At 37.7% G+C, this 21,235-nt stretch carries 27 protein-coding genes; 22 read left to right on the top strand and 5 right to left on the bottom strand.

The window, feature by feature from the left end; all coding sequences use genetic code 11:
- Positions 1-32: 32 nt before the first annotated feature.
- Positions 33-1,235, bottom strand: coding sequence for an S-methyl-5-thioribose kinase (mtnK, locus tag NAG76_23055; protein URN94660.1), 1,203 nt, complete (start codon positions 1,233-1,235; stop codon positions 33-35).
- A gap of 157 nt (positions 1,236-1,392) precedes the next feature.
- Between mtnK and NAG76_23050 the strand changes: the two genes are divergently transcribed.
- Positions 1,393-1,980 (top strand): DUF1802 family protein, encoded by a 588-nt coding sequence (locus NAG76_23050; protein URN94659.1) that lies wholly within the window; start codon positions 1,393-1,395, stop codon positions 1,978-1,980.
- Between the two features lie 7 nt (positions 1,981-1,987).
- Here the strand turns inward: NAG76_23050 and NAG76_23045 are convergent, their stop codons facing one another.
- On the bottom strand, positions 1,988-2,461 hold the full coding sequence (locus NAG76_23045; GenBank protein ID URN94658.1) for a hypothetical protein: 474 nt from the start codon (positions 2,459-2,461) through the stop codon (positions 1,988-1,990).
- A 97-nt stretch (positions 2,462-2,558) separates the two neighbouring features.
- Between NAG76_23045 and sufC the strand changes: the two genes are divergently transcribed.
- From sufC to sufB, 5 genes are all read left to right on the top strand, one after another.
- Positions 2,559-3,338 carry a Fe-S cluster assembly ATPase SufC gene (sufC, locus tag NAG76_23040; protein ID URN94657.1) on the top strand — a complete coding sequence of 260 codons (780 nt, stop codon included), beginning with the start codon at positions 2,559-2,561 and terminating at the stop codon, positions 3,336-3,338.
- Between the two features lie 21 nt (positions 3,339-3,359).
- Positions 3,360-4,667 carry a Fe-S cluster assembly protein SufD gene (gene sufD / locus NAG76_23035; GenBank protein ID URN94656.1) on the top strand — a complete coding sequence of 436 codons (1,308 nt, stop codon included), beginning with the start codon at positions 3,360-3,362 and terminating at the stop codon, positions 4,665-4,667.
- Positions 4,664-5,890: a cysteine desulfurase gene (locus tag NAG76_23030; GenBank protein URN94655.1), complete on the top strand. Its 1,227-nt coding sequence runs from the start codon at positions 4,664-4,666 to the stop codon at positions 5,888-5,890. The genes sufD and NAG76_23030 overlap by 4 nt, the downstream gene beginning before the upstream one ends.
- Positions 5,877-6,299, top strand: coding sequence for an SUF system NifU family Fe-S cluster assembly protein (locus tag NAG76_23025; protein ID URN94654.1), 423 nt, complete (start codon positions 5,877-5,879; stop codon positions 6,297-6,299). Before NAG76_23030 ends, NAG76_23025 begins: the two co-directional genes overlap by 14 nt.
- 108 nt (positions 6,300-6,407) lie before the next feature.
- A complete protein-coding gene (gene sufB / locus NAG76_23020; GenBank protein URN94653.1) occupies positions 6,408-7,805 on the top strand; it encodes a Fe-S cluster assembly protein SufB in 1,398 nt (465 codons plus the stop codon).
- 199 nt (positions 7,806-8,004) lie between these two features.
- Here sufB and NAG76_23015 read toward each other — a convergent pair whose 3' ends face one another.
- Complete coding sequence (locus NAG76_23015; GenBank protein ID URN94652.1) at positions 8,005-8,460, bottom strand: ImmA/IrrE family metallo-endopeptidase; 456 nt, start codon at positions 8,458-8,460, stop codon at positions 8,005-8,007.
- Positions 8,461-8,482: 22 nt separating this feature from the next.
- Positions 8,483-8,806 carry a helix-turn-helix transcriptional regulator gene (locus NAG76_23010; GenBank protein URN94651.1) on the bottom strand — a complete coding sequence of 108 codons (324 nt, stop codon included), beginning with the start codon at positions 8,804-8,806 and terminating at the stop codon, positions 8,483-8,485.
- 179 nt (positions 8,807-8,985) lie between these two features.
- On the opposite strand from NAG76_23010, the gene NAG76_23005 reads away from it, so the two are divergent.
- From NAG76_23005 to NAG76_22995, 3 genes are all read left to right on the top strand, one after another.
- Positions 8,986-9,219 carry an XRE family transcriptional regulator gene (locus NAG76_23005; GenBank protein URN94650.1) on the top strand — a complete coding sequence of 78 codons (234 nt, stop codon included), beginning with the start codon at positions 8,986-8,988 and terminating at the stop codon, positions 9,217-9,219.
- Between the two features lie 88 nt (positions 9,220-9,307).
- A complete protein-coding gene (locus tag NAG76_23000; GenBank protein ID URN94649.1) occupies positions 9,308-9,559 on the top strand; it encodes an AbrB/MazE/SpoVT family DNA-binding domain-containing protein in 252 nt (83 codons plus the stop codon).
- Between the two features lie 87 nt (positions 9,560-9,646).
- Positions 9,647-9,838: a hypothetical protein gene (locus NAG76_22995; protein URN94648.1), complete on the top strand. Its 192-nt coding sequence runs from the start codon at positions 9,647-9,649 to the stop codon at positions 9,836-9,838.
- A 19-nt stretch (positions 9,839-9,857) separates the two neighbouring features.
- Here the strand turns inward: NAG76_22995 and NAG76_22990 are convergent, their stop codons facing one another.
- Positions 9,858-10,649 (bottom strand): hypothetical protein, encoded by a 792-nt coding sequence (locus NAG76_22990; protein ID URN94647.1) that lies wholly within the window; start codon positions 10,647-10,649, stop codon positions 9,858-9,860.
- A 154-nt stretch (positions 10,650-10,803) separates the two neighbouring features.
- Between NAG76_22990 and NAG76_22985 the strand changes: the two genes are divergently transcribed.
- From NAG76_22985 to NAG76_22925, 13 genes are all read left to right on the top strand, one after another.
- Positions 10,804-11,409: an RNA polymerase subunit sigma-24 gene (locus NAG76_22985; GenBank protein ID URN94646.1), complete on the top strand. Its 606-nt coding sequence runs from the start codon at positions 10,804-10,806 to the stop codon at positions 11,407-11,409.
- A gap of 712 nt (positions 11,410-12,121) precedes the next feature.
- Complete coding sequence (locus tag NAG76_22980) at positions 12,122-12,523, top strand: HK97 gp10 family phage protein (protein ID URN94645.1); 402 nt, start codon at positions 12,122-12,124, stop codon at positions 12,521-12,523.
- 4 nt (positions 12,524-12,527) lie between these two features.
- Entirely contained in the window at positions 12,528-12,953 is a 426-nt protein-coding gene (locus NAG76_22975; protein ID URN94644.1) for a hypothetical protein, read from the top strand.
- The gene (locus NAG76_22970) at positions 12,950-13,123 is read left to right on the top strand and encodes a hypothetical protein (protein ID URN94643.1); all 174 of its coding nucleotides are present in this window, start codon (positions 12,950-12,952) and stop codon (positions 13,121-13,123) included. The genes NAG76_22975 and NAG76_22970 overlap by 4 nt, the downstream gene beginning before the upstream one ends.
- Positions 13,124-14,455: a phage tail sheath family protein gene (locus NAG76_22965; GenBank protein URN94642.1), complete on the top strand. Its 1,332-nt coding sequence runs from the start codon at positions 13,124-13,126 to the stop codon at positions 14,453-14,455.
- Position 14,456: 1 nt separating this feature from the next.
- A complete protein-coding gene (locus NAG76_22960; protein URN94641.1) occupies positions 14,457-14,924 on the top strand; it encodes a phage tail tube protein in 468 nt (155 codons plus the stop codon).
- A 48-nt stretch (positions 14,925-14,972) separates the two neighbouring features.
- Positions 14,973-15,380, top strand: a complete 408-nt coding sequence (locus NAG76_22955) for an XkdN-like protein (protein ID URN94640.1) — start codon at positions 14,973-14,975, stop codon at positions 15,378-15,380.
- 242 nt (positions 15,381-15,622) lie between these two features.
- Entirely contained in the window at positions 15,623-17,707 is a 2,085-nt protein-coding gene (locus NAG76_22950) for a tape measure protein (protein URN94639.1), read from the top strand.
- Between the two features lie 13 nt (positions 17,708-17,720).
- Entirely contained in the window at positions 17,721-18,533 is an 813-nt protein-coding gene (locus NAG76_22945) for a LysM peptidoglycan-binding domain-containing protein (protein ID URN94638.1), read from the top strand.
- On the top strand, positions 18,530-19,501 hold the full coding sequence (locus tag NAG76_22940) for a hypothetical protein (GenBank protein URN94637.1): 972 nt from the start codon (positions 18,530-18,532) through the stop codon (positions 19,499-19,501). The genes NAG76_22945 and NAG76_22940 overlap by 4 nt, the downstream gene beginning before the upstream one ends.
- Positions 19,502-19,804: a DUF2577 domain-containing protein gene (locus NAG76_22935; GenBank protein URN94636.1), complete on the top strand. Its 303-nt coding sequence runs from the start codon at positions 19,502-19,504 to the stop codon at positions 19,802-19,804.
- Positions 19,801-20,205: a DUF2634 domain-containing protein gene (locus NAG76_22930; protein URN94635.1), complete on the top strand. Its 405-nt coding sequence runs from the start codon at positions 19,801-19,803 to the stop codon at positions 20,203-20,205. Before NAG76_22935 ends, NAG76_22930 begins: the two co-directional genes overlap by 4 nt.
- The gene (locus NAG76_22925; GenBank protein URN94634.1) at positions 20,198-21,235 is read left to right on the top strand and encodes a baseplate J/gp47 family protein; all 1,038 of its coding nucleotides are present in this window, start codon (positions 20,198-20,200) and stop codon (positions 21,233-21,235) included. Before NAG76_22930 ends, NAG76_22925 begins: the two co-directional genes overlap by 8 nt.

The raw sequence follows: 21,235 nt of genomic DNA, 5'->3' as shown, positions 1-21,235 counted from the left end.
TAATAATTCCTCTCTACTCATGTTCTATTTCTCTAGTTGCGCTTAACAATTTGAACGAGCTCATCAATGGATTGAATCGAACGATTACGAATGATCAATTCAGTACCAATCGCTAAAGTTTTACGCTGTGCAATATTACGCACGGCGTCATTCGGAATACGATCGATGTCAGCGACATGTGCAAGCCCAACAATACGTCGTACCATTTTTGCCCCAGTGAAACCTACAGCATCTTGAAGTAAATGTTGCATATAGTATGCCTTATATCCACTAGCTTCATTAGCGATGCGGTCAACACCACGCTCATTCCAAAGTGTTATAAATTTATCTTGAAATTGATTCCAAATGGAAACAATTGTATCAAGTAAGTTGTTGCGGTAAGCTTCACGTTGATTCTCATCAGCGATCCAATGTTCTTGACCCGCGTAATTTAATATTAAGTTAGCGAATACTGCCCCGATATCGAAGCCCATAGGACCATAATATGCGAATTCTGGATCGATAACTTTAGTAGAACCTTGTTTAATGAAGATACTTCCTGTATGAAGATCACCGTGTAGTAAGGCTTCAGCTTTTGTAAGGAATTTCTCTCTTAGAATAGCTATTTCAAGATGAAGTTGATCATTACTGCGTAACGCTGAAGCTGCATCTTCAATCGCTTCTTCGTAATTGTTATTAGTAGATAGTGTGTATGGATCATCAAAAATTAAGTCTTCAGTGATTTTGCATAGATCAGGGTTGATAAAGCTTTTTACAAGAAGTTTTTTATCTTGCTGATTCATTCCTAGATCTGATGTTAGGAAAAGTGTATTGGCCATAAAGGTAGAGATATGATCTGCGAACAGTGGATATTGATTACCTTCAATTAATCCTTGACGCATAATGATATGATCGCTCAAATCCTCCATAATAGTTAAAGATAGCTCTGAATCGTATTTATATACTTGAGGTACCAAACCAGGAGCTAACTTACCTTCCAATATTAGCTTTTCACTTTCGATTCGTGCACGGTCAAGTGAAAGCGGCCAAGATTCGCCGACGACTTTAGCATAAGGAAGTGCTTGTTTCATAATTAAGCTCTTGCCACTTACTTCATCTGTAATATGAAAAACGAGGTTCAAGTTCCCATCGCCGATTTCTTTACAATTCAAAGAAGCATTTGCCGGGAAAAATTGTTCCATACCAAGAGCAATTTCTATAGCTTCTTGCTCTGTTAAAGGATGATATGATGACATACCGTCCACCTCCATTATCAATATCGTTCATACACCATAAGTTATAGTATAATAGATATTGCTACGACGTGGTATAAGTAATTTGTAATTCCTAGTGAATTTATATGAATTTTCAATGACTTTTAAGCATGTGAAATAGAAAGGAGCAATTCAAACGATGCCAACAGAAAATAAAGCTATTGCTTTAAAAGAATGGGCAGTTACAGTAGGAGCCTTATTGCAAGGAGAGTTAATATTTGTTATGCGTAAAGGTGGAATTGTCGAAGAAACTAGAGATTTCGAACTACTATCTCCACAATTTTATTTAATGCCTGCATATGAACATCAAAAGGAGCATTTGCTCAAAGAACCATTTCAAGGACGAATAGCTGCTACGATGACTGATTGGACCCCTACTCAGTCGCATATGAAGCTTGAAGGGTATGCTAAAGTTGTTGAGGACATTGAAATAACTAGTGAAAATCAGCTACAAGCATTACGCGATTTACATATATGGACAGATGAATTTGCAACAGAAAGGTTGAAGTGGAAGAAGAAAAATCCACTTCATCTGTTAATTATGCGTGTTTATCGTTTGGAAAGTCCAGTAATGCCACCGATGCGTGTTCCTTATACGGGCTGCAAATCATGGGTAAGAATAGAGGACGAGCTTACTGAAAGTAACTTAGTTCCTGTTCTGACGGATGAGGTGTTTGAGCAGAAGTACAATGAAATTAAACTTGCACTTGAAGAGGTAGTTCAATAAGCGAACTTTAATAACGATGAATGGCTTTGTAGGTTACTCGACATCGAATATGTCCCCCATCGAAAGCCTGCGTGTGCTCACGTACACAATACGTACGCTGCGCTACTCGTTTCTGCTGTGGGTCATCTTCTTGGTTCTGAAAGCCCACTTCTTGAACTTTCAATGGAAGAGGTAGTTCAATAAGCGAACTTTGATAACGATGAATGGCTTTGTAGGTTACTCGACATCGAATATGTCCCCCATCGAAAGCCTGCGTGTGCTCACGTACACAATACGTACGCTGTGCTACTCGTTTCCGCTGTGGGTCATCTTCTCGATTCTGAAAGCCCACTTCTTGAACTTTCATTGGAAGAGGTAGTTCAATAAGTGGGCTTTGATAACGATGAATGGCTTCGTAACGTAATAGACATCGATTTACGAAGGCTCTCTGATGTGAACTTGTATTGATGTGGTATAAATTTGCATAAAGTCGCTGACTCATTGATTTATAACTAAAACTAAATTATAATGATTATTGAGAATCAATGAGAATCAATAATCATTTATATTGTTAATAACCTTTGGAGGGATTAAATATTATGTCGACGCATTTTGTCATCGAAGGTCTTAAAGCAGAGATCGAAGGAAAAGAAATACTTAAAGGAATCAACCTTGAAATTAAAGGCGGAGAAATCCATGCGATTATGGGACCTAACGGTACTGGTAAATCAACATTGGCTTCTGCGTTGATGGGTCATCCGAAATACGAAGTAACTAGCGGAGAGGTTTCACTTGACGGCGAAGACGTACTTGAAATGGCAGTTGATGAGCGTGCTCGTGCTGGTCTGTTTCTTGCAATGCAATACCCATCTGAAATTTCTGGAGTAACAAATTCTGACTTCTTACGTAGCGCAATTAACGCTCGTCGTGAAGAAGGAAGCGAAATTTCATTGATCAAATTCATTCGCCAAATGGAAGCAAAAATGAAAGAACTTGAGATGAACCCTGAATTTGCTCACCGTTACTTGAATGAAGGTTTCTCTGGTGGTGAGAAAAAACGTAACGAAATTCTTCAAATGATGTTGCTTGATCCCAAATTAGTTATTCTTGACGAGATTGACTCTGGTCTTGATATCGATGCACTTCGTATCGTAGCTAATGGCGTGAATGCAATGCGTTCAGAAGAACGTGGATTCTTAATTATTACGCATTACCAACGTCTTCTTGACTATATCACTCCTGACTTCGTACACGTAATGATGCAAGGTCGCATCGTAAAATCTGGTGGACCTGAACTTGCACAACGTCTTGAGAAAGAAGGATATGACTGGGTTAAAGAAGAACTTGGCATTACTGATGAAACGGTTGGCCAGGCCTAATCGGAGAAGGAGGCATTTGCAATGAGTACACAATTAACTTCTCCAACCGATCGTCAATCTGCGGAGACATTAGCACATAGCAAGGGTGAACCTAGCTGGCTAGTTGAACTTCGTGGTAAAGGTGCTGAACTTTCAACAACTTTACCATGGCCAAAACCTGAAAAGGTGAAAATCGAACGCTGGAATCTTTCGGCGGTTGGACAATATGAAACATCAACAGCAGTAAACTCCATTAGTGAGCTACCTGCATCTGTACAAGAATTGATTGCTGAAGGAACTGAAAACTTACTTGTTCAGAAAAATAGTGGCGTTGTTTGGTCACAATTATCTGCTGAATTAGCAAGTAAAGGTGTTATCTTCACTGATCTTGAAACAGCGTGCAAAGAACATGGTGAGCTAGTTCAACAATATCTTTTCCAAGCGGTTAAGGTAGATGAAGATAAGCTGACAGCTTTGAATGCAGCAATATGGAATGGTGGCGTATTCGTATACGTACCGAAAAATGTTGAAGTTGAACTTCCACTTCAAGCAGTACTATTCAATGACAATGCAGAAGCTACTTTTGCTCCACATATCGTAATCGTTGCTGATGAGAATAGCCGAGTAACTTACGTTGACTCTGCAGTTTCTATTAAAGAATCTGTAACAGCTAACTTCACTCATCCAGCTATTGTAGAAGTTTTCGTTAAAGCTGGCGCACAAGTTCGTTTTGGAACTGTACATGCTTTATCTGATAACGGTGTAGATCTTTCTCTACGTCGTGCAATTATCGAGAATGATGGTCGTGTTGAATGGATTATCGGAGACTTGAATGATGGTAATACTGTTTCTGATACGAAATCTGTCCTTATGGGCAGAGGATCATCTTCCGATGCGAAAATTATTAGTGTAGGTCAAAACAAACAACAATTAAGCTTAACAACGGGGGCTGTTCACTTCGGTAAAAGCTCTGATAGTAACATGGTTACTCGTGCCGTTATGCGTGATTCTTCTTCAGCAATCATTAACGGTATTACGAAAATCGAGCACGGCGCAACAAAAGCTAACGGTGTTCAAGCTGAGAAGGTTCTTATGCTTAGTCCGAAAGCTCGTGGTGATGCCAATCCGATTCTACTCATTGATGAGGATGATGTAACTGCAGGACATGCGGCAAGTGTTGGTCAGGTTAACCCTGAACAAGTCTACTACCTAATGTCACGCGGTATTACTAAGGAAGATGCTGAGCGTTTGATCATACATGGATTCTTAGCTCCAGTCGTGTCAGAAGTTCCAGTTGAAGCAGTTCGTGATCAATTGCAGCGTCTACTTGAAAGGAAGCTTCAAGGATGAATATAAATGCGATTCGGGAACAATTTCCGATATTGCATCAAGAGATTAACGGGCATCCACTCGTTTATCTAGACAGCGCGGCATCTTCACAGAAGCCGCGTTCCGTCATTGATGCGGTGAGTAAATATTATGAACTTGATCATGCGAATGTACATCGTGGTGTACATTCATTGGGATCTCGTGCAACTGATGCTTATGAAGGTGCTCGTGAGAAGGTGGCTAAGTTTATTAATGCTCCTTCGCCGGAGCAGATCGTATTTACAAGAGGTACGACAACTGCTCTTAATCTAGTTGCCTCAAGCTATGCTCGCTCTGTATGTCGTGAAGGTGATGAGATCGTGATAACTCAAATGGAGCATCACAGTAACCTTATCCCTTGGCAACAAGTAGCAAAAGCAACAGGCGCAACATTAAAATATATTCCTCTTCAAGCTGATGGAACGATTTCTATAGCTGATGCAGAAGCTACGATTACAAGTAACACGAAAATTGTTTCTGTAACTTATGTATCTAATGTGCTTGGCTGTGTAAATCCTATTAAAGAGCTTGCAGCAATCGCTCATCGTAATGGTGCGGTTATGGTAGTCGACGGAGCACAAAGTACACCGCATATGCGTGTAGATGTGCAAGATCTTGATGTTGACTTCTATGCATTGTCAGGTCATAAGATGTGTGGACCTACGGGAATCGGTGCATTGTATGGTCGCCGTAGTCTGCTTGAGAATATGGAGCCAATTGAATTTGGCGGTGAAATGATTGATTTCGTAGAGTTGTATGACTCTACTTGGAAGGATATCCCTTATCGCTTTGAAGGGGGTACACCTATTATTGCTGGTGCTGTCGGCTTAGGTGCTGCAATTGACTTCTTAGAGGAAATCGGGATGGAAGCCGTTGACGAGCATGCAAAGCAATTGACCAAATATGCATATGATGTATTGTCTAACGTAGATGGCCTAACGATATACGGTCCAAAACAGGATCGTGTTGGATTAGTAACCTTTAATCTAGATGAAGTGCATCCACATGATGTAGCAACAGTGTTAGATACGAAGGGTATTGCTGTACGTGCAGGACATCATTGCTGTCAACCGCTTATGCGCTGGCTTAATGTTTCTGCAACGGCAAGAGCAAGCTTCTATGTATACAATACAACAGATGAAATTGATCAATTAGTCGAAGCATTAATTCAGACAAAGGAGTTCTTCGGCTATGGAATTGAATGATTTATATCGTCGTGTCATTATGGATCACTATAAGAACCCACGTAATCGTGGAGAAATGCAAGACGAGTCAGTAGCGATTCAACTTAACAATCCTACTTGCGGCGATCGTATTTCTCTGCAATTACAGCTTGAAAATGGTATTGTTACTGATGCCAAGTATACTGGCGAAGGTTGTTCGATTAGTATGAGTTCAGCATCAATGATGACTGAAGCCGTAAAAGGTTTGAAATATGAAGAAGCACTTGCACTTGCTGAACGTTTCTCTTCATTAATGAAGGGTGCGGACGAAGAGTTCGAGGAACTTGAAGATATTGAAGCTCTATCTGGTGTGAATAAATTCCCTGCTCGTATCAAATGTGCTACGTTAGCTTGGAATGCCCTTCGCAAAGGTATTGAATCACAGAAATAATTCGATATAGATTGATAAGAAGTAGATTCAGTACAACCTTCCGATGTACTTTTCATTTTCAGAAAGGGAATCGTGAAGCTAAGAAAAGTTTAAGGAGTGTGACGGAACATGGCTAAGTCAATGCCAGAAATGGAAGATTATAAATATGGTTTCCGCGATGAGCATAAATCAATCTTTCAATCAGGTAAAGGTCTAACAGAAGAAATCGTTCGTACCATTTCTTCTATGAAAAACGAACCTGAATGGATGCTTGAATTCCGCTTGAAATCGTTAGAGACATTCAACAAAATGCCAATGCCTACTTGGGGTGGCGATATGTCTGATCTTGATTTTGATGATATTCAGTACTATGTTAAACCTTCTGAAAAGCAAGGTAAAACATGGGAAGAAGTTCCACAAGAAATTAAAGAAACTTTCGATAAGCTAGGTATTCCTGAAGCTGAACAAAAGTTTCTAGCTGGTGTATCAGCTCAGTATGAATCTGAGGTTGTATATCACAGCATGCAAGAGGATTTGGAGAAGCAGGGCGTAATCTTCACAGATACCGATACTGCACTTCGTGAATATCCAGAAATTATGAAGGAGTACTTCGGTACAATTATTCCTCCAAACGATAATAAATTTGCTGCATTGAACAGTGCGGTATGGTCTGGTGGTAGCTTCATCTATATACCAAAAGGTGTACAGTGTGATGTTCCATTGCAAGCGTACTTCCGTATTAACTCTGAGAATATGGGACAATTCGAGCGTACGTTAATTATTGCTGATGAAGGTTCATCTGTTCACTATGTTGAAGGATGTACAGCTCCAGTATATAGCACGAATTCTCTACACTCCGCTGTAGTAGAAATTATCTGTTTGAAAGATTCTCGTGTTCGTTATACTACGATTCAAAACTGGGCTCCGAACATCTATAACCTAGTAACGAAGCGTGCTGTTGCTGATGAGAATGCTTCTATGGAATGGGTCGATGGTAACATTGGTTCTAAGCTAACGATGAAATATCCTGCAGTTGTTCTTCGTGGACGTGGCGCTAGAGGTACAGTACTTTCTATCGCTGTTGCAGGTAAAGGTCAACTTCAAGATGCTGGTGCGAAAATGACTCACTTAGCACCTGATACAAGTTCTACGATTATTTCTAAATCCATCTCTAAACATGGTGGTAAAGTTTCTTATCGTGGTCTTGCTCATTTTGGACGCAACTCAGATGGCGCGAAATCTAATATTAAATGTGATACATTGATTTTAGATAATCAATCGACTTCTGATACTATTCCTTACAATGAAATCTTGAATGATAATATCATTCTTGAGCATGAAGCAACAGTATCAAAAGTATCTGAAGAGCAATTGTTCTATCTGATGAGCCGTGGTCTAAGTGAAGACGAAGCGACTCAAATGATCGTAATGGGCTTTATTGAGCCATTCACGAAAGAACTTCCAATGGAATATGCGGTTGAGATGAACCGTTTGATCAAATTCGAAATGGAAGGTTCTATCGGTTAATAATATTTTTCAAACATATGTAACGCTTTATCGAATCCGTAGAATTTTCTACGGATTCTTTTTTTTACTTAGCTTATATAAAGTCTAAAATTCGGAAAAATTGTTATGAAGAGAATCAAAAACGGATTTTACACCAAAAATAGAACATATGTTCTATTTTTGGTGTAAAAAAAACACCTTGCTTTAGTAAAACGCAAGATTACAGCTTACAAATACTTAGTGGTTCTAAATACAGAAGAAAATTTTGATAGGTGATATATAAACCATATTTACGTTGATAGTGATCGATTGTTTGTTGTAGAAACTCTTCTGTTACTCCAAGCCACTCAGCAATACAGTGGCGCCCCTCGATACCAGCTTGTCCAGCTTCTACAATTCTAGATAAAGGAATGAGATATTCATAACCCCAGGAGCGAGCTCGATACTCTTGCTTGCAATTTCGAATATCTTTCTGATTAAGGATATTTCCTGTAGATGTATGATAATGTCCCAGTTCTTCAGACAAAATACACGCTTTTTCTATTGAAGTATGTATTCGCTTATTAATACAAATTACACTATCTTTATAAAGTCCTTTTAGTTTTTGAGGCATGAGTTTCTCATAGGTGTAAATTCCTTGCTGCTCTGCCTCAAGTAGCAGATTATCATAAGTCAAATTGACTTCACCTCGGATGCGATTAGTTCTCACTTCTTTTGGATCTTACAAACTTCTTAAAAGCCTCTATTTCATCAAGTTCCTCTTCTGACCATTCTTCGCCATCATGATGAGCTGCGATCGTTTCAGGTTCGTATGATTTACCGTTAGCAATTGCTTCTAATTCTTCTACTGTTATACCAAGTGCTTTACAGACTTTGATGACATTTTCTACAGCAGATCTGCCGAAGCCGCGATCTAACATAGACCGCAGTGTTGTATAAGGTAATCCTGCTTTCTCAGCAAATACCTTAGTGTTTAATCCGCTTTGTTCAATGAGTTGCTTTGCTGCAGCAGCTAACTTCACTTTAAACCCTCCTTGAAAATCATACGGAATACCGTACATTCAACTACAGTATATAACGTTTAAAAGAAATTGTAAATATTCAATATCGCACTTTTTCCTTGTAAAACAGTTGACTTGGTACGAAATTGAGTATATAGTGAAGATGAAATACGAAATTGAGTATTCATGGAGGTGATTGAATGTTTCGGAATTTGGAAGCCGAGATGGCGAGAAATGGCGTTAACAAGGGGGACTTCGCCAAATTCCTAGGTGTTAGGTATGCGACAGTTATAGATAAGACAAAAGGAAGAAATAGATTTTACCTTGATGAAGCAAGCAAGATTCAACGCCACTTTTTTCCGGATTGTACAATTGAATATCTTTTTGAAAAAGACATTGACAATACGCACATTACAGTGCAATCGCTGAATTGAAAAAGGCTATCGAGGGTTAGGAGCCTCAATAGCCCAGCAATAAAAATAACTTAGAAATAGTGTATCACTAGCAAAAGGAGAATTCAATATGAAGGCAACAGGTATTGTTCGTCATATCGACGATCTTGGTCGTATCGTTTTACCGAAAGAGCTTCGCCAGACCTATGATATTAGGGAAGGAGATCCACTCGAAGTCTTTGTTACTGATAAAGGAATTATGCTTCGTAAATATGCACCTGGCTGCTTGCACTGTGGCAGTAAGGTAAAGCTGTACTTACTTGAAGGTAAGAAAATTTGTTTGGAGTGTCGAATAAAAATCTGTCGTACTTTAGTCAGGTAGCAACACCTATTCATAATTCAATTCATATAAGCGGTAAATCCGTTGTGGAATCTTGAACTATTATTAGTGTGAAATGAGGGTGTTCAATTGGATTTAGTTCAGAAAGCTTTAGCTAATATGGAACGATTTGAAAAGCAGAACCCCAGTATTGTTACAGCAATGGGGGAAGGAGTTCTTGTAGCTGCTTACGATGCTGAAACAAATAGGGTGATAACTAAAGAAATTACAGAAGGCACGTTAAGAGTGCAAATTATTAAGGAAGCTTATTTTATTCCCTAACAGAATTAAATTTGAAAACTTATATAAGCTTAAGCGTAAGTTCTTTAATGTCTGCCTCAGATAAATTGTTATTAGATTTGTCTATAATATATTGCAATGCATCTTCAAAATTAATTACTTCAGATGAATTTTCATGGACATATTGATTAAACAAGTTTCTAATCTCTATCTGATCGTTATATCTAATTTTAGTAACAGTAGAAGAGTTTTTCGAATTGATTTGAGACTTTAAATCTATAATGTCTGTTTGAATATCATCGAGCATTTCTAGAATTAAACTTGAAGCCGACACTTCTGTAGATTCAATCGTAACAGATTTAAAGTCACCAAAGCTTTTCAGAAAAGGTGAGTGATCAGCGTCTTTTACAGAGTCTAAGTAAGTTCCTATTACTTTAGTTAATAATGTGTTCTTAAAATCAACTATTTTGCTGAATCTCAGATCTCTTGGGTAATCAATATGCTCAATCACACCGGTATCAAACGAGTAATTGGTTTTGTCATCTTTAACAATTATGGTTGGCTTATCAAAGGCCAGTCTCATTCCGAGTTCGAACATTACGTTAGGATTTTTACAACTTACATCACAGATAACAATATCGGAATTGTAAAGCCCTTGGACAATTCGTTTGTGGATTAATCCGACGCTATTTGATTCACTAACTATTTTAGTTTCAAACTCATAGCCATCTACATCATTAAGAGCTGAGATGATTATACTTTTAACTTCTGCCCAGTGTTCTGGTTTACAATTATCAATTTCTGCAATAGGCATCACTAAACCAAGGTTTATTTTAATCAATTCTTTAGCCATTTGAACCTCCGCATGAGTTTAATTGATAACTATATTTTACCATTTTATATTGTTTGTAGTCTATTAATATTGAGTATTTAAGTATAAAAATGATGAAGCCGTTGCACGAAATATTCTATTTCATAAAAATAATAGTTTAAGGAGAGTGATCGGTATGACTGAACAACAAGTCGTCGAACAATTAAGTAATTATAAGAGGTTGGTAGCACGCAAGCGAGTGCTGGAAACATATTCTGTAGGTGCAGGTATTACAATTAGTAGACTAAACCAAGATGATCAATTGCAGGAACTACATCATAAGCTTAGAGGAATGCCAAGTCACATGTATTTGTCTAAGAGAGAACAAAAGTTAGAGTCAGTAGCGCACAGTTATCTTGAGCACTATCCTGCTGGAGTGAAAAGCCAAGAAAAAGCAATTCCATCGATAGGCAATGATGCTACCGATACAAAGTTACTAAGAGAACTTAAACAAAAAATAGAAAAAGTTGTAGCCGCTAGAGGTTATGAGATAAGAGATGATATTGATGCTGTACTTGACAGAGTAGCTGAGCTACAGAGCTTACAAGAAGATATCCAGAAAATAGACAATATATTTGAAGCACTTGAAAATTACAAGCCAGAGTATGCTCAATTACTTCGTAACCACTATTTAGAGCAAAAATCTTGGAGTAACGTAGCATTTGAGCTGAATATCTCTAAAGATGTATTCTATAGACGTAGAAAAAAAGCAATTTTGGAGTATGAAAAACTAGCGAATTAATAGAGAATGATATGCAACCAATGATGTGAAATTTCGTGTTAAGATGATATTGTCAAACGAATTAGAAATGAGGAAAAGTCGTCCACAAGGACGGCTTTTTATTTTCTTTTATTTCATAGTTTGATGATATGGAGTATACATCTTGGGTACGAAAAACTAGCGAATAAATAGAGAATGATATACAACCAATGATGTGAAATTCCGTGTTAAGATGATATTGTCAAACGAATTAGAAATGAGGAAAAGTCGTCTGCAGGCAAAGCTTTTTATTATCTTAATTTCATAGTTTGATGTAATGGAGTATATATATTGGAGTACGAAAAACTAGCGAATGAATAGAGAATGATATACGAACAATGATGTGAAATTCCGTGTTAAGATGATATTGTCAAACGAATTAGAACTAAGGAAAAGTCGTCCAAGACGACTTTTTTAGTAACTTTTATTTTATAGTTTGATGATATGGAGAATCTTAATTTCACTTCGCTTGATGATCGAGTATCGTAAGAAACAGAATAAGAGTAGTAGAAGTCGTCCATCAATCGGGACGACTTTTTATTATGTCGTCTTTTCAGTACTGAAGACGTTAAAGAACAGGATGCCCTAGAAGTTATCGGGATAAATGAGTAGATGAACGGAGGGATGGACATGAAAAAAGACGAATTGGCAATATTCATCAAATGATTATTTTGACTACAAAGGATTGGGCGTAATGACGAAATTGGGAAACTTCGATTTTCGTGAATTCGAAAAGTATCGTGACAATCTTAAAGCAATGGAAAAAGCGGTACCAGGTTTTTTAGAAGAATGTGTACAGGAACTTGCTAAAAGACTATTAGATAAGTCAATAGGTCGTACACCCACAGATCAGGAAGATGTACGTAGAGGCTGGACGATTGGCAATGTGATTTTTACATCTAATGGTGCTGCCATTCAAGTGTTTAACGTTAATGAAAGTTCGTCCTTTGTAGAATATGGACAACGATTAGCTAACGGTCGAGGTTGGAAAGAAGGCAAGTTTATGATGACTATCTCATTAAAAGAGTTGGAGCAACAAATACCAACTATTTTAGAGAAGAAAATGAAACGATGTGTAAAAGGGTTTTTGGGGTGAGATTATGCAAGTCACTATTAATGATGTACGTTACGCAGCCAATGATGCACTTGAATTAGCATTTCCTGATATACCAGTAACTAGCGAGGAAATCAGAGAAGTTATCGACTCACCTTATTTTTATGTGCGATTGTTGGAACCTACATTAACTCAAGAGCTTGGACGAAGATACAGAAGAATTCTTCCATTTGTTATTCGTTATGCTGGGTCTGATCCTTCTAGCGATGAATTGTATGAAATGGGCGAGAAATTAACAACAGCATTGAAATGGATTAAAGTAGCTGAAGCTCAGTATTTGGGACAAGGAATGAGTTTTCAAATTGTAGATGAGGTCCTGCACTTTTTTGTAACGTTCAGCATGCTCGGTTATGATCAACAACCACATGACACTAAAATGCAAAGACTTGAGCAGGAGGAATATGTTTTATGAGTGATAAAGACAAGGATGCGTTATTTACTAAAACGCAATTTTTGAGTTCTAGACAACGTCCTGGGCAAGAGAAGGACATACTTGCAAGTGTTTTTGAAGATGGTAAGCATTACACGATTGCAGAAGCGGAAAAGGCTATTCAATCGTATCTAAAAAGGAGAGTGAAGTAAGTGGCTGGTGGAAAATGGGAAGTTCAAAATAAAGTAAGACCGGGCGTTTATATTAAATTCAAAGCAAAACCGCAACCTCTTGGTAATCTAGGAGATCGAGGAATTGCAGCATATCCAGTATCATTGCCTTGGGGAGATCCGACAAAAGTCATCGTATTAGAGTCAACCGAATTTGTAGAGAAGGCAGTTGAGCTTATCGGATTCAAAGCAACAGATGCACGTATTCGTCATATTGCTTCTGCTGTAAGTCAGGCAAGTACAGTATTGCTTTATCGTTTGGGTGGTACAGGTGCTGGAAAAGCAACTGCTACTGAAGGTAATTTGACTGCAACTGCTAAGTGGGGTGGAGTACGAGGTAATGATCTAAAAGTTGTAGTTCAAGCTAACATTGATGAACCAACTCATTACGATATTATTACGCTTCTTGAAAGTGATGAACTGGATAGACAAACTGTTGCTACAGTTGAAGAGTTAGCAGACAATAATTACATTGTATGGTCAGGTAATGGTGAAATCACTGCTACAGCAGGGATTTCTCTAACAGGGGGTACAGACGGTACTTCTAGTGGAGCTGACTTCTCCGCTGCGCTTACAGCATTTGAGGCATACCAATTTAATGTATTAGGAGTATCGCTAGATGATACTTCAAGTAAGCAAATCGCAATTGCATACGTAAAACGTCAGCGCGAAGAAGAAGGTAAAAAAATCCAAGCCGTATTGATTAATCAACCTACTGCTAACTATGAAGGAATTATTAGTTTGCATAACGGCATTATTACAGCAGATGGACTACAAGTGTCACCTTCAGATCTAGTATGGGAGATTGCTGCAATGCAGGCTTCGGCTAATATTAATGAATCTCTTACGTATAGCGCAATTCCAAATGCTGTTGATGCATTCCCGCGTTTAACGAATAGCGAAACCATTAATGCGCTGAAAAATGGTCAATTAGTTGTAACGGCCCTTAATGGTACTGCAGTTATTGAGCAGGATATTAATACACTTAGTAATTTTACAGCAGATCGTAGTAAAGCATTTAGTAAAAACCGCGTAATGCGAATTTTGGATGCTATTGGTAATGATGTGAAACGAATTTTCGAACAGTTTTACATTGGAAAAGTTAGTAATAATGCAGACGGTAGAGCTTTATTAAAAGGTGAGATTGTATCGTACCTTGTTACACTTCAAGGTTTGGGTGCTATTCAAAACTTTGATAGTCAGACAGATGTATCTGTATCTGCAGGTTCAGATGTTGATGCTGTTGTTGTTGAACTGAGTGTTCAACCGGTAGATAGTATCGAAAAAATCTATATGACAGTGGAGGTGGTCTAGTATGACATTTTTTAAGGAAACAGATGCATTAAGTGGTAAGCAGGCCAAAGCTTATGCGATTATCGATGGTAGAGTTGAAGAATTGTTCTATGCAAAGGCACTTGAAGCAACGATTGAAAAGAATAAAGTGGATGTGCCAGTATTAGGTAGGACAAATACCCCTCAACGTGCAGCAGGTTGGAGTGGATCAGGTACATTAACTGTGTACTATGTAACTTCAGTGTTCCGTCAGCTAATGCGTACTTATATTCAAACAGGCCGTGATTTCTGGTTTGAATTAATGATTGTCAATGAACAACCTGGAAGTGAAACTGGCAAGCAAGTAACCTTCTTGAAAAAATGCAATCTTGATAGTGTTATTGCTGCACGTTTTGATGCATCTAGCGATGATATGCTAGAAGAGGAACTTCCGTTCACATTTAGCGACTATGATATTGATGATCAATTTTCAGTAATTTCGGGTGCCTAATTTGGCGCCCTTTTCTTTTAATCAAATATCCTTTGGAGGTAATAAAATATGAGTTTACAAGATTTTTTGAATGCCAATCCAGTTGATAATTTAGTTGAAGAGGTGACCATCTCTCCTCGTTTTAAAGATAAGAAGGGCAATTTAATGCCATTTAAGATTAAAGCAATGACTAACAAAGAATTTGATGAAATTCGTAAGGCTTGTACTATGGTTAAAAAAGGACGAAAAGTTGAGTTTGATGCGCAGAAATTTAATATTAAAATGGTTATTAATCATACGATTACTCCTGATTTCAAACATGCTGACAGTATTAAAAAACTTGGTTGTGCGACAGCTGATGATTATGTTCAGAGAGTGCTACTTTCAGGTGAAGTGACAACTCTAGCAGCTAAAATTCAAGAGTTGAGTGGTTTTGATGTGGACATGGAAGAATTAGTAGAAGAATCAAAAAACTAATAAGGGAGGGCGATTCGGAAGCAAACTATGCTTACTATGCCCTCCATAAATTCAGAAAATGGCCAAGTGAATTTTTAGCCCTTTCACGAGAAGAGAGGGCTTTTGTTATGGCGGCAATTGATGAACGAATTGAAAAAGAAAAGAAAGAATCAGCTAGAATGAAACGGAAATAAGTAGTTTTCGGAATTGATTATATAAAAACCATTCTCATAATAGAGAATGGTTTTTGTTAAATAAGGGTTGTGATTAATATAGCTACAGTATCAGCAACTTTAAAAATAGTAGATCAGCTATCCAAGCCACTTCAAAAAATTACTGTTCAAATGAATAGTATTATTAACACCATGGAACGAATGAAACGTATAGTAGAAACACCTTTAACTATGACATTAAATACATCAAAAGCACAAAAACAAATTGCAAATATTAGTAATTCAGCTGCTTTGGCTGCTTCTTTAACACGTATAGCAATATTAGAAAAGAAAATATTAGATTTACAAACGAAAGTTAATCAGAGTGTTAAAGCAGGTGGATCTGCAGCTTCAGGTTGGGTAAGTAAATTAAAGAACTTTATCTCTGGAAAACTATCTATGAAAGACATTCAAGTAGCAATTAAAGTTAGTGATGACTATGTAAATACTTTAGCTAGAATAAACCAGATTAATGATAAGTCTCAAACGACTAAGGAGTTACAAGATAAAATATTTGCCTCTGCTGAACGTTCTAGGACTAGCTATATGGATACTGCATCAGTAATTGGAAGAATGGGATCTATAGCACCTGATGCTTTTAGTAATAATGATGAACTTATTGCGTTTACAGAGTTAGTCCAGAAATCATTTAGACTTGGGGGTTCTGGAGCGAAGGATCAACAAGCTGGTATGTCCCAAATTATTCAAGCGATGTCTTCTGGTAAGATTCAAGGTGGCGATTTTAGTTCTATTGCAAGAGAAGCACCTATGATTGCAGCTGCGATTTCTAATTTTACTGGTAAATCTACCGAACAATTAATGGCTATGTCAGCAGAAGGATTATTAACCTCTGACATAATTAAGGGGGCTATGTTTTCCGCGGCTGATGAAATAAATCAAAAATTTGATACTTTGCCAAATACATTCGCGGATATTTTTACGCAATTAAAAAATTCAGCGTTACAATCATTTGGTGGAGTCATAGAGCAAATAAGTGAAAAACTAAATAGTGGTGAAGTTGATACTTTCATGCAAAATATGAGTTTAGCATTTTCGGGAGCGGCAAGGGCAGCACTTGGATTGTTATCTATGCTTGCAAGTCTTTATGAATTTGTTGCAACTAATTGGATAGTGATTGAGCCCATAATTTGGGGAGTAGGAGCTGCTATGGCTGGACTGTTACTTATCACCACTTTGACAAAGGCAGGAATAGTCGCTGCGACAATAGCAACAATGATTCAAACAATTTTTAATACTGCTGCAACTATTGTAACTTATGGTTTAGCTGCTGCGTGGAGGACATTAAGCGCAGCAATGAAGGCAAATGTAATTATTCTAATTATTTCTCTTATCGTTGCCTTAATAGTATGGTTAGTAGACCTTTGGAATACTAATGATAATTTTGCTGCTGGGATGATGAGAGCCTGGAATAGTGTTCTTAATTTCTTTGATCAAGTACCTATCTTCTTTGTTAAAATGGGTTTTGGAATATTAAATGCGCTATTAGATATGAAAGTTGGCGCTTTGGGTATCTTGGAGCAATTAGTTAATGGGGTAATAGACGGTGTTAACTTACTAATTGGTAAATTGAAATTGATCCCTGGAGTTTCGTTAGATGTACTTAGTCATGTGAATCTTACAGCCAATGCTGCAGCAGAGGCAGCAGCCATTCGTCAGGCTGGTCAAACGGTAATTTCACAGATGGAAAGTGATGCTGCAGATAAAGCAGCCGAGCGAGAACAAAAAGTCGTAGATATGTTAGATGGTAGAGCTAACAAGCGTGCGGAAGAGCAAAAGGCCAAAGAAAAGACCGAAATGACATATGAGGTACCAGGCTCTAATTCTATTCCTGAAAGTGTAGGTGGAAATGGAAGTATGGGTGACATTAATAGTGTCGGCGAAGTCGGTGAAGTTGGAAAAATCAATGACACGGTTGATATTAGTAGTGAAGATTTGAAAATGATGCGAGAACTAGCTGAAATGAAAAACATTCAAAACTATGTTACTTTAACTCCATCAGTGAGCTTCGGTGATACGCATGTGCGTAATGAAAGTGATATAAATACGATTGTATCAAAAATAACTCAAAAGCTAGAGCAAGACATTGCATCTTCTGCAAATGCTGTATATGGATAAGAGGTGATTAGAATTGAGAGTATATGGCGTACAATTAAGTTTTAATAATATGGAAGAAGTCATGCTATTTCCCATTAATCCAGCATCAATTGAAATCTCTGAGTCTGGTCAAGGGAAAACTTACGATGTATCTGGACTTGGTGAAATTAATGTCATTAAAAACCGCAAGCTAACAGAGTATAGCTTTAGCGGTCTTTTTCCTGCTCAATGGTACCCTTTCGTCAGTGAAGATGAGTTTCTTAAAACAGAGGAAGCGACATTTAAACGTCATCGGTTAGATGTAGAGAAAAATAAACAACTACACTTAGGTATGGAATCAAACAATCTTCTAAAGATTAATTTGAAAAAATTGATTCTTAACCAAGATGCTAAGCGTTATGACCCTCTTCAACCAGTAGAGTATATTAAACTCATTGAAAAATGGATGGCTTCAAAACGACCTGTACGCTTCATTTTCAGTAGTAGTACGTATGATATTAATACCGCCGTAAGCATCGAATCTTTTCAATGGGAAGAAGCAGCTGGCGGTGGTGGGGATATTGAGTATTCGATTAAGCTTATGAAGTATATTTTTTATGGTGCAAAGAAAGTCAGTACAGAAACGACTAGCGATGGTGGAAAAGTTGGAGCTACATCAACGGATAGTAGACCTAATGATAAACAACAAGATAAAACATATACAATGATCGCAGGAGATTCTCTTTGGTCTGTAGCTAAAAAGAAATTAGGGAACGGTACTCGGTGGAAGGAAATCCAGACATTAAATAACATTAAAGATTCAGAGTTAAAAAGGCTACCTATAGGAAAGGTGCTGAAGTTACCATGAGTTTAACAATAGAGATCCATAATCGAGAGGGTAATAAGTGGGACGTGAGTAATATTGTTGAAGGTCTTTCATGGAAAACTACCCGAATAGGAACAGCTGGGACAGTCAGTTTCACTTTAGTAAAAGGAGCTATATATCAATCTAAAGATTTTATGTATAGAAACGGCGATGGGGTTGCCGTAGCCGTAGACAATAATAAAATTTTTTATGGTTATATTTTTAGTATCGATGAGGGTAGAGACGAAAGTGTGAAGATAACAGCATATGATCAAATCCGATATCTCATGAATACTGACACTTATGTGTTTAAAGGTATAACCGCAACAGATGTATTGAAACGAATTGCTACAGACTTCAATCTTAAGCTCGGTACTGTAGCAGATACATTATACAAAATTCCTGTCATGAGTGAAGACGGCCAAAAACTATTAGATATTATATGTAAAGCAATCACCCTTACGTTTTCCAATACAGGTCGAGATTACTGTCTATATGATGACTTTGGTTCCTTATGTTTACGAAATGTAGATGATGACCAACTTGATCTAATTATTGGTGATCGTAGCTTGATGTATGATTACAATGTCCAAACTTCGATTGATAGCCAGACATACAACCAAATCAAGTTATATAAGGATAATAAAGATACAGGTAAACGCGATATTTACTTGTCTAAAGACAGTGTAAATATTAAACGTTGGGGATTGTTACAGTTGTATCAAAGTATTGATGAAGATTCCAATGAAGCACAAATTACTGAATTGCTGGATTCACTGTCTACCATTCATAATCGAGAGACCAAATCATTAAAAGTAAATGCAATCGGAGATATTAGAATTCGAGCAGGCATGAGAGTTAGAATAATAATATCTGAATACGGGGTAGATCAAGCCTTGCTCGTTGATGAATGTTCTCATAATTTTGATGGGGCAGATCATACGATGTCGCTAGATTTGAGGGTGGTATAATTGACCGATTTATTAAGTACAGTGAAACAAGCAGCTATGGCAGCAATAGCTGCTAGCAATCCCGTTACGATTATGTTCGGAGTAGTAACCGATATAAATCCGCTTGAAGTAAACGTAGATCAACGTTTTACACTTCCTGCGGATTTTTTAGTAGTTCCTGAATCATTAACTGAGAATAGATTAGTTCTCGGTGGTACGAGCTATATCGTTCGTGAAGGATTAAAGCTAGGCAATAAGTTACTTTTATTACGCGTTCAAGGTGGTCAACAGTATATTATTTTAGATCGAGTGGTGAGCACATGATACCTGAAGTTGGAGCAAGTCGATTAGATAGCGGATTAGTACAGCTACAGCAGCCGTCTTTAACCTGGAAGCTTGATCTAGATAGAGGAAAGATTACGGGTAAAACGGATGGACTTGATGCGGTAAAACAAGCAGTATTGAAGTCGTTACAAACTGATCGATTTTGGTACGATATTTACAGCTTTGATTATGGTCATGAATTAAAGCTCATTATAGGTAATCCGCCACAATTTGTTACGTCAGAAGTAAAGCGAATGATAGAAGAAGCTTTATTGATTGACGATCGCATTACAGCAGTAAAAAATGTAGAGACAAGTATTTCAAGTGATCTGATGAACATTCAATTCACGGTTACTTCGATATATGGAAGTTTTGAAGGAGAGGTTACAAGCAATGTATGAACATATGACCTTTGATTATATTTTGGATCGTATGCTTGCTAGAGTAGCCCAAACAATAGATAAGCGTGAAGGTAGCGTTATCTATGATGCTTGTGCTCCAGCAGCAGCTGAACTTGCCCAGATGTATATTGATTTAGATGTATATCTAAGGCTTGTATTTGCTAGTACTTCGAGTGGAGAGTATCTAGAATTGCGGACACGTGATTTTGGTATCTCAAGACAACCTGCAACTACAGCTCAGCGTAAGGGGATATTTCATTCTTCTAATAATGTATTGATGGATGTCCCTATTGGCAGTAGATATAGTGATGGAGAATTAACTTATGTCGTTCGAGAGAAACTGACTACTGGTGAATATATTTTAGAATGTGAAGTAGATGGTGTAGTCGGTAATCAATATTTTGGTTCTATCATCCCTATCGATTATATCGTTGGCTTAGTAAAGGCGGAACTAGTAGACATTCTTGTATTAGGTGAAAACGTAGAGAGTGATGAAGTACTTCGAGAGCGTTATTTGCATCGAGTGCGTAATCCTTCGAGTGGAGGGAATGCTGCTGATTACCAAGAGTGGGCATTAAAAGTAGCAGGAGTTGGCGGAGTGAAAGTATATCCACTCTGGAATGGGAATGGAACTGTCAAAGTAGTTATTGTGGATAGTAATAAAGAACCTGCAAGTACTTTACTAGTAACAGAAACAGCAACTTACATTGAAATTGTTCGTCCTATCGGTGCTAACGTAACAGTAGTTTCAGCTAGTGCAAAACCTATTACGGTAAGCTCAGAAATTAAACTAGCCACAGGGTATACACTTCAAGCAGTTACAGATGCAGCAACTCAAAAATTAAATGACTTCTTTCGGAGTATATCTTTTACAACAAATTATGTAAGTATTGCCCAGATTGGATTGCTGTTGTTAAATGTTCCAGGAGTAATTGATTACTCGAGCTTGATGCTAAATGGGAATAATATGAATATGGCATTGAATGAAGAGGAAGTGCCAAAGCTTAATAGCTTACTCTTGGAGGTGTAG

The sequence above is a fragment of the Candidatus Pristimantibacillus lignocellulolyticus genome (assembly GCA_023639215.1).
In the GTDB taxonomy this organism is placed as follows: Bacteria; Bacillota; Bacilli; order Paenibacillales; family Paenibacillaceae; genus Pristimantibacillus; species Pristimantibacillus lignocellulolyticus.
The sequence above is the reverse complement of the archived record's forward strand: the minus strand, read 5'-3'. Positions and strand labels throughout refer to the sequence as shown.

Excerpts from the sequence above, each read along its gene's own strand:
- NAG76_23045 (URN94658.1), bottom strand. The coding sequence starts at position 2,461 with ATGAGTCAGCGACTTTATGCAAATTTATACCACATCAATACAAGTTCA.
- sufD (URN94656.1), top strand. The coding sequence starts at position 3,360 with ATGAGTACACAATTAACTTCTCCAACCGATCGTCAATCTGCGGAGACA.
- NAG76_22960 (URN94641.1), top strand. The coding sequence starts at position 14,457 with ATGACATTTTTTAAGGAAACAGATGCATTAAGTGGTAAGCAGGCCAAA.
- sufC (URN94657.1), top strand. The coding sequence starts at position 2,559 with ATGTCGACGCATTTTGTCATCGAAGGTCTTAAAGCAGAGATCGAAGGA.
- NAG76_22955 (URN94640.1), top strand. The coding sequence starts at position 14,973 with ATGAGTTTACAAGATTTTTTGAATGCCAATCCAGTTGATAATTTAGTT.
- NAG76_22930 (URN94635.1), top strand. The coding sequence starts at position 19,801 with ATGATACCTGAAGTTGGAGCAAGTCGATTAGATAGCGGATTAGTACAG.
- sufB (URN94653.1), top strand. The coding sequence starts at position 6,408 with ATGGCTAAGTCAATGCCAGAAATGGAAGATTATAAATATGGTTTCCGC.
- NAG76_22925 (URN94634.1), top strand. The coding sequence starts at position 20,198 with ATGTATGAACATATGACCTTTGATTATATTTTGGATCGTATGCTTGCT.
- NAG76_22985 (URN94646.1), top strand. The coding sequence starts at position 10,804 with ATGACTGAACAACAAGTCGTCGAACAATTAAGTAATTATAAGAGGTTG.
- NAG76_23005 (URN94650.1), top strand. The coding sequence starts at position 8,986 with ATGTTTCGGAATTTGGAAGCCGAGATGGCGAGAAATGGCGTTAACAAG.
- NAG76_23025 (URN94654.1), top strand. The coding sequence starts at position 5,877 with ATGGAATTGAATGATTTATATCGTCGTGTCATTATGGATCACTATAAG.
- NAG76_23000 (URN94649.1), top strand. The coding sequence starts at position 9,308 with ATGAAGGCAACAGGTATTGTTCGTCATATCGACGATCTTGGTCGTATC.
- mtnK (URN94660.1), bottom strand. The coding sequence starts at position 1,235 with ATGTCATCATATCATCCTTTAACAGAGCAAGAAGCTATAGAAATTGCT.
- NAG76_22975 (URN94644.1), top strand. The coding sequence starts at position 12,528 with ATGCAAGTCACTATTAATGATGTACGTTACGCAGCCAATGATGCACTT.
- NAG76_22980 (URN94645.1), top strand. The coding sequence starts at position 12,122 with ATGACGAAATTGGGAAACTTCGATTTTCGTGAATTCGAAAAGTATCGT.
- NAG76_22970 (URN94643.1), top strand. The coding sequence starts at position 12,950 with ATGAGTGATAAAGACAAGGATGCGTTATTTACTAAAACGCAATTTTTG.
- NAG76_22990 (URN94647.1), bottom strand. The coding sequence starts at position 10,649 with ATGGCTAAAGAATTGATTAAAATAAACCTTGGTTTAGTGATGCCTATT.
- NAG76_23030 (URN94655.1), top strand. The coding sequence starts at position 4,664 with ATGAATATAAATGCGATTCGGGAACAATTTCCGATATTGCATCAAGAG.
- NAG76_22940 (URN94637.1), top strand. The coding sequence starts at position 18,530 with ATGAGTTTAACAATAGAGATCCATAATCGAGAGGGTAATAAGTGGGAC.
- NAG76_23050 (URN94659.1), top strand. The coding sequence starts at position 1,393 with ATGCCAACAGAAAATAAAGCTATTGCTTTAAAAGAATGGGCAGTTACA.